The 15752-nt window shown below is 54.5% G+C and carries 13 protein-coding genes; 6 read left to right on the top strand and 7 right to left on the bottom strand.

Going from position 1 to position 15752, the window contains the following annotated elements:
* Positions 1-219 precede the first annotated feature (219 nt).
* Genes H7U12_RS18690 through H7U12_RS22905 form a run of 3 tightly spaced genes read right to left on the bottom strand, consistent with a single transcriptional unit; the run spans position 220 to position 3623 of the window.
* Positions 220-1791, bottom strand: coding sequence for a lytic transglycosylase domain-containing protein (locus tag H7U12_RS18690; RefSeq protein WP_186640950.1), 1572 nt, complete (start codon positions 1789-1791; stop codon positions 220-222).
* Complete coding sequence (gene gatA, locus H7U12_RS18695) at positions 1791-3227, bottom strand: Asp-tRNA(Asn)/Glu-tRNA(Gln) amidotransferase subunit GatA (protein WP_186640952.1); 1437 nt, start codon at positions 3225-3227, stop codon at positions 1791-1793. Before gatA ends, H7U12_RS18690 begins: the two co-directional genes overlap by 1 nt.
* Positions 3228-3230: 3 nt before the next feature.
* A complete protein-coding gene (locus H7U12_RS22905; RefSeq protein WP_186640954.1) occupies positions 3231-3623 on the bottom strand; it encodes a Sec-independent protein translocase subunit TatA/TatB in 393 nt (130 codons plus the stop codon).
* Positions 3624-3859: 236 nt separating this feature from the next.
* Here H7U12_RS22905 and H7U12_RS18705 point away from each other — a divergent pair, with 236 nt between their 5' ends.
* From H7U12_RS18705 to H7U12_RS18715, 3 genes are all read left to right on the top strand, one after another.
* Positions 3860-4966, top strand: coding sequence for an endonuclease/exonuclease/phosphatase family protein (locus H7U12_RS18705; RefSeq protein ID WP_186640956.1), 1107 nt, complete (start codon positions 3860-3862; stop codon positions 4964-4966).
* A 687-nt stretch (positions 4967-5653) separates the two neighbouring features.
* Positions 5654-7147, top strand: a complete 1494-nt coding sequence (cysS, locus tag H7U12_RS18710) for a cysteine--tRNA ligase (RefSeq protein WP_186640958.1) — start codon at positions 5654-5656, stop codon at positions 7145-7147.
* A 1-nt stretch (position 7148) separates the two neighbouring features.
* Positions 7149-8144, top strand: coding sequence for a M28 family peptidase (locus H7U12_RS18715; protein ID WP_241749542.1), 996 nt, complete (start codon positions 7149-7151; stop codon positions 8142-8144).
* 293 nt (positions 8145-8437) lie between these two features.
* Here the strand turns inward: H7U12_RS18715 and H7U12_RS18720 are convergent, their stop codons facing one another.
* Positions 8438-9346 (bottom strand): S66 peptidase family protein, encoded by a 909-nt coding sequence (locus tag H7U12_RS18720; protein ID WP_186640962.1) that lies wholly within the window; start codon positions 9344-9346, stop codon positions 8438-8440.
* Positions 9347-9673: 327 nt separating this feature from the next.
* Here H7U12_RS18720 and H7U12_RS18725 point away from each other — a divergent pair, with 327 nt between their 5' ends.
* The 3 genes from H7U12_RS18725 to rlmN all read left to right on the top strand — a co-directional run bounded on the left by H7U12_RS18725 (position 9674) and on the right by rlmN (position 12770).
* The gene (locus H7U12_RS18725; RefSeq protein WP_186640964.1) at positions 9674-11092 is read left to right on the top strand and encodes a T9SS type A sorting domain-containing protein; all 1419 of its coding nucleotides are present in this window, start codon (positions 9674-9676) and stop codon (positions 11090-11092) included.
* A 142-nt stretch (positions 11093-11234) separates the two neighbouring features.
* On the top strand, positions 11235-11663 hold the full coding sequence (locus tag H7U12_RS18730) for an acyl-CoA thioesterase (RefSeq protein WP_186640966.1): 429 nt from the start codon (positions 11235-11237) through the stop codon (positions 11661-11663).
* Between the two features lie 21 nt (positions 11664-11684).
* Positions 11685-12770 (top strand): 23S rRNA (adenine(2503)-C(2))-methyltransferase RlmN, encoded by a 1086-nt coding sequence (rlmN, locus tag H7U12_RS18735; protein WP_186640968.1) that lies wholly within the window; start codon positions 11685-11687, stop codon positions 12768-12770.
* Positions 12771-12880: 110 nt separating this feature from the next.
* Here rlmN and mscL read toward each other — a convergent pair whose 3' ends face one another.
* The 3 genes from mscL to H7U12_RS18750 all read right to left on the bottom strand — a co-directional run bounded on the left by mscL (position 12881) and on the right by H7U12_RS18750 (position 15474).
* A complete protein-coding gene (gene mscL, locus H7U12_RS18740; RefSeq protein ID WP_206683952.1) occupies positions 12881-13300 on the bottom strand; it encodes a large-conductance mechanosensitive channel protein MscL in 420 nt (139 codons plus the stop codon).
* 60 nt (positions 13301-13360) lie between these two features.
* Positions 13361-13852 carry an RDD family protein gene (locus H7U12_RS18745; protein WP_186640972.1) on the bottom strand — a complete coding sequence of 164 codons (492 nt, stop codon included), beginning with the start codon at positions 13850-13852 and terminating at the stop codon, positions 13361-13363.
* 83 nt (positions 13853-13935) lie between these two features.
* The gene (locus H7U12_RS18750) at positions 13936-15474 is read right to left on the bottom strand and encodes an N-acetylmuramoyl-L-alanine amidase (protein ID WP_186640974.1); all 1539 of its coding nucleotides are present in this window, start codon (positions 15472-15474) and stop codon (positions 13936-13938) included.
* Between the last annotated feature and the right edge of the window lie 278 nt (positions 15475-15752).

Here is a 15752-nt window from a genome sequence, read left to right on the forward strand (position 1 = left end):
GTCCTTCAATTCTCGTGTAGTATTCTAAGTGTGGCCAAACCGCAAAACCATGGCTGGTCACGCGGGTAATAAATACAAATTGTTAAGATTTTTCCGATTCACCAAAGCGGGCCCGGTTTCTGGGTGGTCTGTTTTAGGCACGTTTTGGCGTAAACACCAAAAAAACAAAAAGCATCCCAAGCCGAAGCCAGAGATGCTACTTTTATGTTTTTGCCCGCATCAGCCCACAATCAGCTTCATGCCGGGTTTTAAGTCGTCACCTTTCAGTTTGTTTACTTTTCTGAGTTTTTCCACACTCACGTTGTTGTAGCGTTTGGAAATGTTCCAGAGCGTATCGCCGGCTTGCACGTGGTGTACCGTCTGCGGTTTTTCTACTTCAGCTTTTTTAGAGGCAGCAGTTTTCTTGGAAACCATGGCAATGGCCGCATTCTCCTTCGGAACAGAATTAGCGTCAGGCCCAGCGTGCTTCGTGGCGGCAGGAAGTTCCTCGGCAGAAGCCAAAAGCGTCGTCTCGGTGGCTGGGGTTTCTTTCTGTTTGGCGTCCAGGGTTTCTTTTGCGGCTGGCTTTAACACCACTAGTTTCTGGTTAGCCGTGAGCATGCTGCCCGAGATCTTGTTCCAGGCCTTGAGCTGCTCTACCGTTACGTTCTGCTCCTTCGCGATTTTGGAAAGATTGTCGTTGCGGCGTACGGTGTAGAAAGTCTTGACGGAACTGTCTCCCGCAGCAGGCTCCGCTTTCGCCAAAATGGCGGCGGGAGCTTCCTGCAAAGTAGGCAGTTTGGTTCTGGCCGGTGCCCGGTAAGGTGCCACGTAGCGCGATGAGTCCAGGATGGCCATCCGGTTTTCCGCCAGGAAAGGGCGAACATCGGCCGGAATGCGCAATGGGAAGTTCTCCACGTTTTCGGGGATGTGCTTCAGCTTCAGGGCCGGATTCAGGTTCACGATCTGGTCTTCGGGCAGGTTCAGTTGCTTGGCCAGCAGTTTCAGATCCAGGGGCTGGCTGATGAGCAGCGTGTCCACGGCAATGGGTGTCTGTAACTTGGCCGGGTGCAGGTTGTGGTCCTCGGCGTGGTTCAGCGCATAAACTAAAGCGGTGAAAGAGGGCACGTAGGCACGCGTTTCTTTAGGCAAATACGGATAAATGCCCCAAAACGTCTTTTTGCCCCCAGAACGCGCAATGGCTTTTCTCACGTTGCCAGGGCCGCAGTTGTAGGCAGCCAACGCCATTTCCCAGCTCCCGAACATGCGGTACAACTGCTTCAGGAATTTGCAGGCGGCTTCGGTGGATTTCTCCGGGTCCATGCGCTCATCCAGGTAATGGTTCTGCACCAGCTTGAAGTCACGGCCGGTGAAGTCCATGAACTGCCACAGACCAACGGCTTTGGCGGAGGAAACCGCCTTGGGCAACAACGCTGATTCCACTACCGCCAGATACTTCAGCTCATCTGGCATGTTATGCTTGGCCAGGTATTGCTCAAACATAGGGAAGTACAGGGGCTTGCGCTCCAGCACGCGCCGGGTGTATTTCCGGTTCCGGATGGTGAAGTAGTCAATCAACCCTCTTACCTGCTTGTTAAACTCCAAGGGAATCTCCTGTTCCAGACAGCTGAGGCGGTCTTGGATGAGTTCATCGGTTTCTACCGGGATGAATTCTACAGAGTCAACGAGTACCTTGGTAGTGTCTTTTACTTGCACCGCTGGAGTGACCAGTGTCGGGATTTCCTGAGCTTGCACGGCAGAGCCCAAGCCTAGTGAAAGTACAAGGCCAGTAAGAAGGGTAGTTTTGCGCATTAGGCGGTTAGGTGTGGTTGATGGTTCATCAGTTGTTTAGAGAAAGCCAGTAACTGCTCTTCCCCAAAAGCTTTGGTCATCAGCTGTACCCCAATTGGGAGCCCTGCGGCGTCTGTGCCAATTGGTAACGAAATAGCCGGAATGCCTGCCAGGTTTGCCTGTACCGTGTAGATGTCCTCCAGGTACATGGCCAGCGGATCCTTGGTGTTTTCCCCTATCTTAAAAGCAGTGGTAGGGGTGGTAGGTAGAATCAGAAAATCGTACTGGCTCAGGAGCTCATCGGTTTTCTCTTTGATCAGGCGGCGTACCTGCTGCGCCTTGGTGTAGTAAGCGTCATAATAATCAGCGGAGAGCACGAAGGTGCCCAATATGATGCGGCGCTGTACTTCCTTCCCGAAGCCTTCGGAACGGGTTTTCTTGTACATAGAGGCCAAATCCGTGGCGTTCTGGCTCCGGAAACCATACTTCACCCCATCATACCGGCCCAGGTTGGAACTGGCTTCGGCGGTGGTCAGGATGTAGTAGGTGGGCACAATATAATCTAAAAAATGGAATTCCACCGGCTCAACCGTGTGGCCGTCAGCCTGTAAGCCATCCAGTACGCCTTGCACGGCCGCTTTCACCTCAGAATTCAGACCCGGACTCTCAAAGGAATCACGGATGAACCCGATGCGGGCGGGACGGTCAAAGGTCAGGTTTTGGCTGTAGGCAGGAACGGGGCGTTGGCTCACGGTAGCGTCAAACTCATCGGGGCCAGCCATTACTTCCAGAAGAAGCGCGGCGTCTTCCACGCTTTGCGTGATGACGCCAATCTGGTCAAAAGAAGAGGCGTAGGCAATAAGTCCGTAGCGCGAAATGCGGGAATAGGTAGGTTTCATGCCCACTACCCCGCAGTAGGCCGCCGGTTGGCGCACAGATCCACCAGTATCAGAACCAATGGAGGCTAAACAAAGATCGGCTTGCACGGCCACGGCAGAACCGCCGCTGGAGCCACCCGGCACGCGGGAGTTGTCTATTTCGTTGAGGGCCGGCCCGAAAGCGGAATTCTCGTTGGAACCGCCCATGGCAAACTCGTCGCAGTTCTGGCGGCCAATGATGATAGCATCCTCGGCCAGCAGGCGTTGCACGGCGGTAGCGGTGTACAGAGATTTGAAACCGTCCAGGATCTGGCTGGAGGCCTGGAGCGCGTGGCCTTCATAGGCCAGCACGTCTTTGATGCCAATCACCATGCCGGCCAGTTTGCCGGCGGTGCCAGCTTGTATTTTGGCATCCACTTCTTCGGCTTGCCGAAGGGCTTCCTCTTCAAACACTTCCAGAAACGCGTTCAGATGGCGCTTGGTGTTGATGTTCTGTAGGTAACGCTCCACCAGCAGACGGCAGGAGAGCGAGCCTCGGCCTATCTCCTCGCGGATAGCGTCAAGGGATGTATAACGCATGTATTAAACGTTGGGGTTGTTGGGTGTTGGGTTCGGGTTGACAGGCGCGTTGGTGTACGGCGCATTGTCATTGTTGTACGGTGCGCCGTTGTTATAAGGGGCGTTGCCGTTGTTGTAATTAGGATTGTTATAACCTGGGTTTGGGTTGGTATAGCCCGGGCCGTTGTTATAATTGTTTCTGTTCTGGTTATTGGAATGCCGGTCATCATTGGCGGCGTTCTCAATGTCGTTCTTGATTTCCTTGGTGGCGTCTTTGAACTCCCGGATGCCTTTCCCTAAGCCACGGGCCAGGTCTGGAATACGCTTGGCGCCAAACAGCAACAGAACGATCACCAATAAAGCGATAATTTCGCCGGTTCCTAAGTTGCCGATGAATAATAGGCTGGATAACAACATAGCTGTACTAATAAGGTGTTAAGAATGTAAAATTAGGGTATAATTTTCAATTACAAGGCACGTAAGGTCAAGTTTAAAACGGAGAGGCGGGTGGGCTATTTTAAAACCCGGTAGATATTAATAATCCATTTTTGCGCTGTTTTCCTGAAAATGCCCGCAAAGGAGCCAGAACCTACGTTTTTTCAACGGCCTCCGGTTTTTTGCGTAGGTTTACTTCTGCGATTAAATTTTTCTCTGTGCGCCGCAAGATCCTTTCTTTTCTCACGTCTTTGTCTACCCTGTGGCTGCTGGTGGGCGTGGCCTGCCAGTACGTGCCGCCGCATCTTTTCTGGGCCGCCGGCTTCGTGGCCATGTCGCTGCCCGGAGCCTTGGTGCTCAACGGCGTGCTGCTGCTGCTGTGGCTCTGGCAACGCCCAGTGTGGGCGCTCTGGCCCGCGCTGCTCATTTTTCTGTTCTGGAGCCAGCACACCCGTTATTTTTCCCTGAACACCCCAGACGCCCAACCGGAGCCCGAGGAGCAGCGCATCAAAGTGCTGAGCTACAACGTGCGGGTCTTCAACGTCTACAAGCACCTGCATGAAGCAGACCCAGCCCTGCCCGAGAAAGAAATGGAATGGGTGGCCGAACACCACGCCGACATCCTCTGTCTGCAGGAATTCTACCATGACAAAACCGATAACACCTACAACAGCCGCAAGCGGATCGGCAAGCAGCAAGACCGGGAAATCTACGTAGGGAAAGCTCTCACAAATAAAATAGGGGCCGAGTTCGGCCTGGCGATCTTCTCCAGGTTCCCCATTGTAGAGAAAGGGTCTGTGGTGTTTGACCGGCCTACCAAAAACCAGGTGATTTACGTGGATGTGAAGCTCCCCTCCAAAGATACCCTGCGGGTGTACAACATGCACCTGGAGTCCATGGCCATTGAGGAAAAAGACGTAGAGGCCGCCGTGCAGAGTGAAGCCGGTCTCAAAACCAAAGGCCGCAACATCGCGCGTCGGCTCAAGGGCGGCTTCATCGCGCGCAGTTACCAGGTAGAGAAGCTGCTGGAGCACATCCAGGCCAGCCGCCATCCGGTTCTGCTCTGCGGCGATTTAAATGATTTGCCCAGCTCCTACACCTACCAGAAACTCCGGGGGCAGCTGCAGAATGCCTTTGAGGAAGGCGGCAGCGGCTTCGGGTTCACCTATAACGGCAAGCTCCCCATCAGAATAGACAACCAGTTCTACAGCGACCGCCTGGAACTCCTCCGCTTCGATGTCCTGGACCAGATCCAATTCACCGACCACTTTCCGCTGGAATCTACCTACGTCTTGACTGCCCCGGTGGAAGAGGAAGGGAATTGATTGTTTTAGGGCTGTTTTGCTGAAAACAGCCTTGAAACGGTATTGGTGCAGACGCTCGCAGGTCTGAAGACGCTACGAGGTCTTTGGAGTGGGCAGTGTTGCGGTTCTAGGCAATGCTTGCTATTGCTAATCCAGCGAATGTTTTTGAGGCTTTCGCCTCACGGAAGTTGCAAACTTCCGGTCATGGTAGGTCCAAGTCACAGACTTGAACCATGTTTCAAGTCTGTGTGAAGAAGAACAAAAGGAGTAATCAAAAGCTCCCCTCCTTGGCTAAGGAGGGGCAGGGGTGGTTCGCTGTAATAGACAGTAAAGGCCTTTACTAAACGAACCAGTTCCAGTCTTTCCCGAGCGCGCCTCGCTTTTGGCCCCGGACAGACAGAAGCTAAGCGCAAAGGACACTGCAGGCCGAAAGGGCAGTGCGAGAGGGGAAGGCGGGGCCTCGCGGCCGTGAGCGTACGGAGGGAAAAGATGCAACAACCAAGCATAAGGGCTCCGCATCAACCAACCGCTACGCCAGCAACGGACAAATTGCAGGCACTAAGAAAAAGGCTTCGTTTCCAAGCTCCTTCCCAGAAAACACGCCATAAACAACTAAACTTCCTTCGTCAAACTTAAAGAAAACGGCACTTTACCCCATGAACCTCGTACCGTTACCACAAGTACCAGTAAGTTTTATAATTTTGCCCCATGAACCACCCGTTATCTCTATATAATACCCTCACCCGGACCAAAGAACCTTTTACCCCGCTAGAGTCTCCGTTTGTAGGCCTGTACGTCTGCGGACCTACGGTGTACGGCGATGCCCACCTGGGCCACGCCCGCCCGTACATCACCTTTGACGTGATGCGCCGCTACCTCCAGTACCTGGGCTACAAAGTACGCTACGTACGCAACATCACCGATGTAGGCCACCTGCAGAACGACGCCGACTCGGGCGAAGATAAGATCCAGAAACTAGCCAAAGCCGCGCAGTTGGAGCCAATGGAAGTGGTGGAGAAGTACACCAACAGCTTCCACCAGGACATGGAACGCCTGAACGTGCTGCCCCCAGACATCGAGCCCCGCGCCTCGGGCCACATCATTGAGCAGATTGAGATGATCCGGGAGATTCTGGAGAACGGCCTGGCCTATGAGTCCAACGGGTCTGTTTATTTCGATGTGCCCGCCTATAACCAGGCGCATAACTACGGTAAACTGTCGGGCCGCGTGATCGAGGACCTGCTGTCCAATACCCGTGACAACCTGGAAGGGCAGGAGGAGAAACGCTCGCCGCTGGATTTCGCGCTCTGGAAAAAAGCCTCGCCCTCGCACATCATGCGCTGGCCGTCGCCGTGGAGCGATGGTTTCCCGGGCTGGCACCTGGAGTGTTCGGCCATGAGCCGGAAGTACCTGGGCAAGCAGTTCGATATTCACGGCGGCGGACTGGACCTGATGTTCCCGCACCACGAGTGCGAAATCGCGCAGAGCCAGGCCAGCCACAACCACACCGATGCCGCCCGTTTCTGGGTGCACAACAACCTCATCACCATCAACGGCAAGAAGATGGGCAAATCGCTGGGCAATTTTATCACGCTGGGCGAGTTCTTCAAAGGCACCCATGAGGCCCTGCAGCAGGCGTATTCGCCCATGACGGTGCGTTTCTTCATCTTGCAGGCGCACTACCGCAGCACCCTGGACTTCAGCAATGAAGGCTTACAGGCGGCCCGCAAAGGCTACCTGAAGGTGATCAACGGCCTCCGCATTCTGGACCAACTCCAATATCCGGAGACAACGGGTGCCATAGATGCCAAAGCCGAAGAGGAGATCAAAAAACTGACCGCCGAGCTGTTCGCGCCCTTGAACGATGACCTGAACACCGCCAAGTCTATTGCCGCACTGTTCAACCTGCTCAAGAAAATCAACAGCATGCACACAGGCGGCTTCAAACTGGAGACCATCTCCCCGGAGACCTTCGAGGAAATGCGGACGCAGTACCGCACGCTGGTGTTAGATGTGTTAGGCCTGAAAATAGAGCAGACCGCCGATGCCCAGGATTTGCTCCAGGTAGTACTGAGTTTCTACAAAGAAGCCAAGGAAGCCAAAGATTACGCCAAGGTAGACGTGATCAGGGCGCAGCTAAAAGGCCAGGGCATCGTGATCAAAGACATGAAAACCGGTATTGACTGGGCGTATGAAGAATAACATGAAAGTTCTGGCTTTAGGCCTGCTGCTGGCCGCCAGCCTGCCTGCCTGCGAGAAAAAGACGAATACCGAGACCGCTACAACTGAGCAGCCCGCCGCCAAGGCATCGGTGAACGTTCCGGCGTTTAACGCCGACTCGGCGTACCAGTTCGTGGCCCAACAGGTGGCGTTCGGGCCGCGCGTGCCCAATACACCGGAGCACCGGGCCTGCGGCGATTTCCTTATCCAGAAGTTGGAAAGCTACGGCGGTACCATGCAGGTGCAGTCTTTCACCGCGAAAGCCTATGACGGAACGTCGCTGAATCTGCGGAACATCATGGCGCAGTTCAACCCCAAAGCCGGTAAACGCATTTTACTGGCCGCCCACTGGGACACGCGTCACGTAGCCGACAAAGATCAGCAGAACCCTACCAAACCCATGGACGGTGCCAATGACGGAGCTAGCGGCGTAGGCATTTTACTGGAGATCGCCCGTCAACTGCAGGCGAATCCCTTGACCGGCAACGTGGGCGTAGACCTGATGCTGTTTGACGGCGAAGACTACGGCCAACCCGACAACACCGGTCCCTACAAAGAAGACACCTGGTGCCTGGGTTCGCAGTATTGGGCCAAAAACCTCCTGCCCAAAGGCTATACCGCTAATTATGGCATCCTGCTAGACATGGTAGGGGCCAAAGGCTCTCGGTTTGCACGAGAGGAAACCAGCCGCGCCTACGCCGGCGATGTAGTGGAGAAAGTGTGGCGCACGGCGAACCAGATCGGCTACTCAGATTATTTCCCGTTTCAGGACAGCCCGGGCATCACCGATGACCACACCTACGTCATCCAGCACGCCAACATCCGGATGGCCGACATCATCGCCTATGATCCCACCAGCCCAGACGGGTTCTTCGGACCGTACCACCACCGCCACACCGACAACCTGGACGTGATCGACCGGAACACCTTGAAAGCCGTGGGACAAACCGTGTTGCACGTGGTCATGACCGAAGAGTAAGAACCTTCGTTAGACGTGTTTTGAAGCCGTTTTCCGGAAATCAGCCGGGAAGCGGCTTTTCTGTTTCTGATACCTGAAGTAGATGTTGGTGGGGCGGTTCTTTAGAAGTACCTCAAGTTGTGATTTAGCTAAGCTGCATTTACCCACCCCTCCGAGGAGGGGAATACCAGCTACTGTAGAATCTACGCCAAGTATTTTTCAAACCAAACACGCTGGTAGAAAATCCCCTCCTCGGAGGGGTAGGGGTGGGTTGCGAAGTCGTGAATAAATTACACCTTGAGGTAAGTCATTGCTTAAAGCCGCGGTGAGGTATACGCTAGTGAAACGCCTTCTTGGTTAACCTGCAGCGTCGCTTCCCGGCCTATCAGTAACGCCAGGTTGCGGGGAACGTGCCCTACCGGGAAATCAAAGCAGATGGGGTAGCCGTAGCCGGAGCAATGGTCCAGGATAATCTGGGGTACGTCTCTGCCAAACGGAACGGCGGTGTCATTCATGTCTGAGAACTGCCCTACCACCAGCCCGGCCAGTTTTTCCAGTTTGCCCAGGCGTTTCAGGTGCACCAGCACGCGGTCTACGTTGTAATAATATTCGCCCACGTCTTCCAGGAACAGAATCTTGCCGGTGTAGTCTACGTCTGAGGCCGTGCCGGTAATGGTATTGAGCAGGATGAGATTGCCGCCGATGACCTGGCCCGTCGCTTGGCCCAGCAGGTTGCGCGGGTGCGCAGGCAATGAGTAAGGCCGTGGCTGATGAAACAGCATCTGGTGCAGCGTATCATCCGCTTCCTGGGTATCGGGCTTGCCCATGAGCAGCGGCATGGTGCCGTGCACGCTTTCAAAACCCAATGCATGCAAATGGCAGAGCATGGCGGTGACATCACTGAAGCCAATCACCCATTTCGGGTTTTCCCGCAGAGCGGAGAAATTGATCTGGTCCAGAATGCGCGTGGTGCCGTAACCGCCCCTAGCCGAGAAGATGGATTTGATCTGGGGGTTGTCCAGCATCTGTTGGAAATCGGCTAGGCGCAGGGCGTCAGGGCCGCCAAAGTACCCGTCCTCGGCGCCAATGCTCTGGCCCAGCACCACCCGCAGGCCCCAGGCTTCCAGCACCCGGATGCCGTCCTCAATATCTTCAATACTTACTTTTCGGGCTAAACAGACAATGCCAACGGCATCGCCTTTCTGCAAGGCGGGAATGGTCACGGTGCTTAAATCACTTGGTAGAAAGCCCTAAAGTAAGAAATTCTTCCGCGATCATGTACAAGGCGCGGGTTTTTACGTAAAAGGGGCGAGCCGCGCCGTTCTGGTTTCAAGGCTCTTCCCGTACGCGTTGTTTTCTCGGTGTTTTTAAGAATCCAGGGCCAAAACTCAGGAATCTGTACGTAGTTGATTAACCTTCTGCAATATAATTACGAGTAGATTGGTATTGAAGATATCCTAGATGTAACGTAGGTTTGTATCTGAGGTGCTTCCCAGGGTTGAGGATGCCTGGGCTGGTAGGTGACGCATCTTTTATTTATACAGCTTTCTATGAAACACATTTACAGGAAAACCAAGGCTCCCGTGAACTGGCGCAAAGCCCTTACCCTGGGGATTCTTTTCCTGGCATTAGCTTTCACGGGCCTGGCCCAAGGGAGACGGGAGACCGCTGCCGGAGCCCGCTTCCGCGAGAGGGCAACCATGACGGCGTCTTCGGCTAAGGCCGTCCGGGCCAAGACCTCGTCGCGCACTTTGCGCACGGGCGAATACGCTTCGCAGCCGCGCAACGCGCAGGAATTCTCCTGGAACGAAACCACCAACGCCTGGGGATTGGGCTATCTTCATGCCTATACCTTCAACACGGCCGGTTTACTGGTGGAGGATCACGTGACCCAGGCAGACAACAGCAATTTTGCCCGCTTCGTCACCGCCTATGACAGCCACGACAACCTCACCGAAGACCTGCAATATTACTGGGAAGGTGGTGCCTGGCTGCTCTACAACGGCTATAAAGAAGCCTATACCTATGACAACGACCAGCTCACTCAGGCCATCTCTGAGTTCCACAAGAACGGCGTCTGGAGTAACTCCATCAAAAGAGTCTTCAATTACAACCCGGAAGGCCATCTGGTGGACATCACCGAATACGGTTGGGACATCAATGCCTGGGTAGTAGAAGACCGAACCGTGTTTGAGTACGCTGCTGGCAGCAACCAACCCGCCAGCATCACCTACCAGGAGTGGGACGAGAACGCCTGGGTAAACTCAGAGCGCGAAACCGACCTGGTCTGGCACAATTTCGATGACGTAGATCTGTCCAATGAAGATACCTGGCAATTCGTGACGGATACCTATCAGGAATGGCGCAACAACGCGTGGGTGAATGTCATGAAGCAGACCACCGCTTACCAGACCAGCGGAAGTTTTGTCACCGTGGCCGAGGAATGGGAAAACGGCGGCTGGCGACAGGCCTACCGGTTTTCCGAAACCCTGAATGACAAAGGCAACCTGACCCTCCGGGTAGAGGAAACCTGGAAGAACGGAGCCTGGGTTGTGGAAAACGGCTTCAAGTATAACCGCACCTATGACAGCAACGGCCACATGAGCGAAGTGGTCTTTCAGAGATGGGAGCCCGCCTCTGAGGGCAGCAGCCAAGGCACCTACGTCAACCAAGACCGCTACGTGTACAGCAACTTTCAGGTGGTGCTCGCCAGCGGCGATGAACTTGTGCCATCGGCTTGGCGAGTATATCCTAATCCCACTGTGAATAGCTTCTCCGTGAAGATGGAGCAAAACTCTGGTGGCACCGCTACTGTGGTAAGCCTCACCGGGCAAACCTTGTTTACCGTCACGTTAGCCAAAACCGCCGAAGAACAGGAAATCAACATCGCCCATCTGCCCTCCGGCACCTACCTGCTGCAGATCGTTTCCAAAGCCGGCGTGCGCAGCCAGAAAATCGTTAAGCTGTAACGGTCTTTTCTCTGAGAGAACTTTCTAAGCCCCGGCGCGGCCACGTGCCGGGGCTTATTTTTTGCGTATTTTGCCGAAAACAGGCCCAAAACAGGTTCAACGACCTCGGGCTTCATCTTGTATCCTTCAACTCTTTTCAGCTGTGGCCCGCATCAAAATAGACCTCCCCGCCAGTTTCTCTTTCCAAACTGAATTGCCCATCCGGATCACCGATCTCAATTACGGCGGTCACCTGGGCAACGACGCTTTGCTCAGCCTCTTGCATGAGGCGCGCGTGCAGTTCCTGAAAAGCCACGGCTATTCTGAGCTGGAATTCGGCGGGGCCGGATTGATTATGGCCGATGTGGGCATTGTCTACAAAGGCGAAGGCTTCTACGGCGATGTGCTCACCGTGCAGGTGCAGGCCACTGAGTTCACGAAGTACGGCTTCGATCTGGTGTACCGCCTTTCCACCCAAAACGGAAAGGAAATAGCCCACGCCAAAACCGGCATGCTGTGTTTTGATTACCAGCTGCGGAAGCTGAAAACGATTCCGCTTGAAGCACTGGACCGTCTGGAAACTAAAGCGTAAGATATTTTGTACCTTTGTGGTATGAGTACCACATTGATCCCAGATATCGAGATTCTGAACCGGCAGGACATCCGGAAACTGTCTTTGGACCAGCTCAAGGCCTGGATGACGGAAAACTGTGAGAAGCCCTTCCGCGCCAAGCAAGTCTACGAGTGGGTCTGGAAACTGACGGCTACCTCGTTTGCGGAGATGAACAACATCAGTCTGCCGCTGCGCGAGAAACTGGAGCGTTCTTTCACCATCAACAGCGTGGCCGTGAACACAAGCCAGCTGAGTTCAGACTATACCATCAAATCCACGTTCCGGCTCTATGACGGCAACATTGTGGAGGGCGTGCTTATTCCGCACCCCAAGCGCATGACCGCCTGCGTGAGCAGCCAGGTGGGGTGCTCGCTGACCTGCTCTTTCTGTGCCACCGGCAAGATGGACCGCATCCGGAACCTGAACGCCGATGAGATCTATGACCAGGTGGTGCGCATCAAGGAACAGACCGAGAACAACTACAACCGCCCGCTCACCAACATTGTGTACATGGGCATGGGCGAGCCGCTGTTGAACTACGCCAACGTGATGAAGTCAATTGAGCGCATCACCGCGCCCGACGGTCTGAACATGGCCGCCCGCCGCATTACGGTGAGCACCGCCGGCATTGCCAAGATGATCAAGAAAATGGCCGATGACAGCATCAAAGCCAACCTGGCCCTGAGTCTGCACGCCGCCAATGACACCAAGCGTAACGAGATCATGCCCATCAACGAGACCAATTCTTTGGAGGCCTTGAAGGAAGCCTTGGTGTACTACCATGAGAAATCCGGCCGCAAGGTCACCTATGAGTACATCCTGCTCAGCCACTTCAACGATAATCTGGAAGATGCCCAGGAACTGCTGCAGTTCTCCAAGATCATTCCGTGCAAGGTGAACATCATTGAGTACAACCCCATTGACGGCGGGCAGTTCAAGAAGTCAAGTGATGACCGCCTGGAACCGTTCATGCGCTACCTGGCCGACCGAGGCGTGCAGGTGAACGTGCGCCGGAGCCGCGGCAAGGACATTGACGCCGCTTGCGGGCAATTGGCCATCAAAGACAAAAAGGAAGCCGACGCATAATGGCTACGTTCAATAGAAAAACAGAAAGGGCACCGAGATGATCGGTGCCCTTTCTGTTTTAGGCCCGTTTTCCAGAAACGGGCCGCAAAGTAGGAAGTTGGTTTCTAAGCTTACAGAGGCTTGGAACGCAGCGCGTCCCTGATTTCGGTGAGCAGGACTTCTTCTTTGGTAGGGGCGGGCGGAATATCCGGCGAAGCCGCTTTCTTGCGCTTGAGGGTGTTCATCAGTTTGACCACCATGAAAATGGCGACGGCAATGATGAGGAAGTCAATGAGGGTCTGGATGAAGTTGCCGTAGTTCAGGGTCACGTCGGTGAGTTTGCCGTCTGGGCCCAACACGCCTTGTTTCAGTACCAGTTTCAGGTCTTTAAAGTCCACGCCGCCCAGCATGATACCAATAGGCGGCATCAGGATGTCGTCTACGAGCGAACTCACAATCCGGCCGAAGGCAGCCCCAATCACGACCCCCACCGCTAAATCTACCACATTGCCACGCATGGCGAACTCTTTAAACTCTTTTATCATGGACATGGTCTAAGAAAGGTTAAGGATGAGAGAAAAGGAGAAAAGCAGCATACAAAGCAAGAAGCGTTAGCGGGTTTTCACCACCAGCGTGCTGGCAATTTTGTCATGCAAGGCTTGCTTGCGCGAGGAGAAGGCCGCCATGATGTAGCCAATGGCCAGAATCATGCTGGACAAGATGGTGGCGAAGGATCTGAGCAGCGATTTGCCAAAGGAAATCCGTTGGCCCTGCTCATCGGTTACTTTCAGGTTTAAGGCTCTCTTGCCCAACGTAGCCTGCCATGAAGAGCTTTCCATGATGGACTTGTACAGGATCTGCAGAAGAGAACTGATGCCTATGGACGTAGACATGGCCGCCAACATGGCAAACGGATTGGCGGCATCTGTCGCCACTACGGTTCCGCCTATCAAGACCGTGCTGATAATCCAGTTGGGGATCATGAGCACCACCCCATCAATCAGGACGGCGACAAATCTGATCCAGAAGCCGGCATACGTCACGGTATGAGAGGTGTCATAGATGTCTGAGAAGAAGGAATCTGGGGTAGTGGTGTTTTCCATAAAAGTTTGTTAGTTAGGGTTTAGTGTGTTCTAAATATAAGTTTTATTCTACTTAAGACAAGTACTAGCCCCTTAAAAACCAATTATTTCCGTTTTCTGGTTTCTTTCAAGAAACGCTGGACTCCCTTTCTGATCTGTTTGGCCATATTTTCCTGAAACTGGGCGTTAATCAGGAGCTGCTCGTCCTCGGGGTTGGAGCCGAAGGCGGTTTCCACCAGCGCGTTGGGGAATTCCGTGGGCGCGTTCAGCGCGAAGTTGAAGCCGCCAATGTTCCCGAATTCCTTCAGGCCCAACTGGAGCACGTCTTCGTACAGCGCCTGCGAGAGTGGCCGGAACGCCAGGTGGCGGTAATAGGTACTGGTGCCTCTCACCTCGGGGCGGCCCGAGGAATTCACGTGCACGCTCACCAGCAGGTCGGGCTGGGCCTCGCGCAGTTTCTGCAGGCGGGTGGTATTGTCTACCGTGACGTCGGCTTCGCGCGTCATAATCACGGTGGCTTTCTTGCCAGTCAGTTCTTGCTGGAGCTGCTGCGCGATTTTCAGGGTGATGTCTTTCTCCGGGATGCCGGTTTTGCCGGTAGCGCCCTTGTTGGTGCCGCCGTGGCCCGCGTCCACGGCAATGGTGAGGTGTTTCAGTTTCAGCTTAGGCGGCTGACGCTTCACTTTTACCACCAATGACGTGCCCTTGTAGCCCACGCTGTAGCCCCAGGCCTGCGGATGTTTCAGGTCGATGATGACGCGGTACACGTCTGAGGCAATTTGCTGGTACTGCACGTTTTTCACCTCGCGCAGGGTGCGGTGCAGGGTCATCCAGTTGGTGTTGGAAACGGCCCCGTAAATATCCACGATGATGCGCGCGGGGTCCACGTCCATGTACGAAGTGTAAGGCAGGCGCTGGCCCACCGCCACCCGCACGTAGTCGTATTTGCCCTGGGCGCTGTCGCCGGTCACGCTCCAGGAACTGGTGAGGCTCTCGCCGGTGTAGGTGCCGGGTCCTTCCAGTTTCACCTGTTGTTCCGGAATATAGGCATTCAGCGTGTTGGATAACCGGATGCGGTAATCGCGGCCTACTTTCCCGTTCACCTGCACCCGCACCAGCGAATCCAGAAAGCCCATCTTGGCACCGCCCAGGCGGTCTTCGCCCAAACCATAGTTCATGTACGCGTTCTTACTCTGGGTCACGCCATACAGCGGCTGGGCCGGGTTCAAGAGGGTGACTTTGCTGCTGGTGCTAAACACGTTGTACGGGTACACATCGGTGGTGTCATCTACCAGCACCGGCACGTTCAGGTTGGAAAGTTTGTCGCCGGGTTGCACGATGTAGGTGCCCGCGTACAGGCCGGTTTCGCCTTTGTTCTGCGCCGCCGGAAGCTCGGGTAATGGGTGTTTGTTCCAGAGGCTCACTTTGAGCCCGGTTCTGGCTTTCACCCGCACCTGCAGGCGGTCGCCGGGTTGGAGCCACAGTTCGGCATCGGGCTGGGTGCGCACGTATTCCACCTGCAGGGAATCTACTGCGGCGGGCGTAATGGTTTTGGTGGCCGGGGCCGATTTTGCTGGACTGGTTTGAGCAACGGCGAACTGGGCGAAGAAACCCAGGAACAGGAGGGGGATACTAAATTTCATAAAAGCAGCTTGTTCAAGCTGGCAATATAAGGCATCTGCTATATTTCTTGCAATCTTCTTTTCCGCCGGGCCGTTTTAAGCCCCTTTTCTGAAAAGTGCTTCAAATCTGAATTCGTTTCATACTCCCGATTCCAAGACGCGTTTTCCCTCTGATGAGATAGTAGGGGCAATCCCTTGTGGTTGCCCTCATGCGGTTGGTAACGTAAAGGGCAACCACAAGGGATTGCCCCTACATCCTGTTATAGCAGGAAAGTGCATCCACTACAAAGAGGCCGACG

Origin of the sequence: Rufibacter sediminis (genome assembly GCF_014269285.1) — a bacterium.
Taxonomy (GTDB): Bacteria; Bacteroidota; Bacteroidia; order Cytophagales; family Hymenobacteraceae; genus Nibribacter; species Nibribacter sediminis.

Bases quoted from the DNA above. Each gene is read 5' to 3' on its own strand.
- H7U12_RS18690 (WP_186640950.1), bottom strand. From the start codon at position 1,791: ATGCGCAAAACTACCCTTCTTACTGGCCTTGTACTTTCACTAGGCTTG.
- gatA (WP_186640952.1), bottom strand. From the start codon at position 3,227: ATGCGTTATACATCCCTTGACGCTATCCGCGAGGAGATAGGCCGAGGC.
- H7U12_RS22905 (WP_186640954.1), bottom strand. From the start codon at position 3,623: ATGTTGTTATCCAGCCTATTATTCATCGGCAACTTAGGAACCGGCGAA.
- cysS (WP_186640958.1), top strand. From the start codon at position 5,654: ATGAACCACCCGTTATCTCTATATAATACCCTCACCCGGACCAAAGAA.
- H7U12_RS18715 (WP_241749542.1), top strand. From the start codon at position 7,149: ATGAAAGTTCTGGCTTTAGGCCTGCTGCTGGCCGCCAGCCTGCCTGCC.
- H7U12_RS18725 (WP_186640964.1), top strand. From the start codon at position 9,674: ATGAAACACATTTACAGGAAAACCAAGGCTCCCGTGAACTGGCGCAAA.
- rlmN (WP_186640968.1), top strand. From the start codon at position 11,685: ATGAGTACCACATTGATCCCAGATATCGAGATTCTGAACCGGCAGGAC.
- mscL (WP_206683952.1), bottom strand. From the start codon at position 13,300: ATGTCCATGATAAAAGAGTTTAAAGAGTTCGCCATGCGTGGCAATGTG.
- H7U12_RS18745 (WP_186640972.1), bottom strand. From the start codon at position 13,852: ATGGAAAACACCACTACCCCAGATTCCTTCTTCTCAGACATCTATGAC.
- H7U12_RS18750 (WP_186640974.1), bottom strand. From the start codon at position 15,474: ATGAAATTTAGTATCCCCCTCCTGTTCCTGGGTTTCTTCGCCCAGTTC.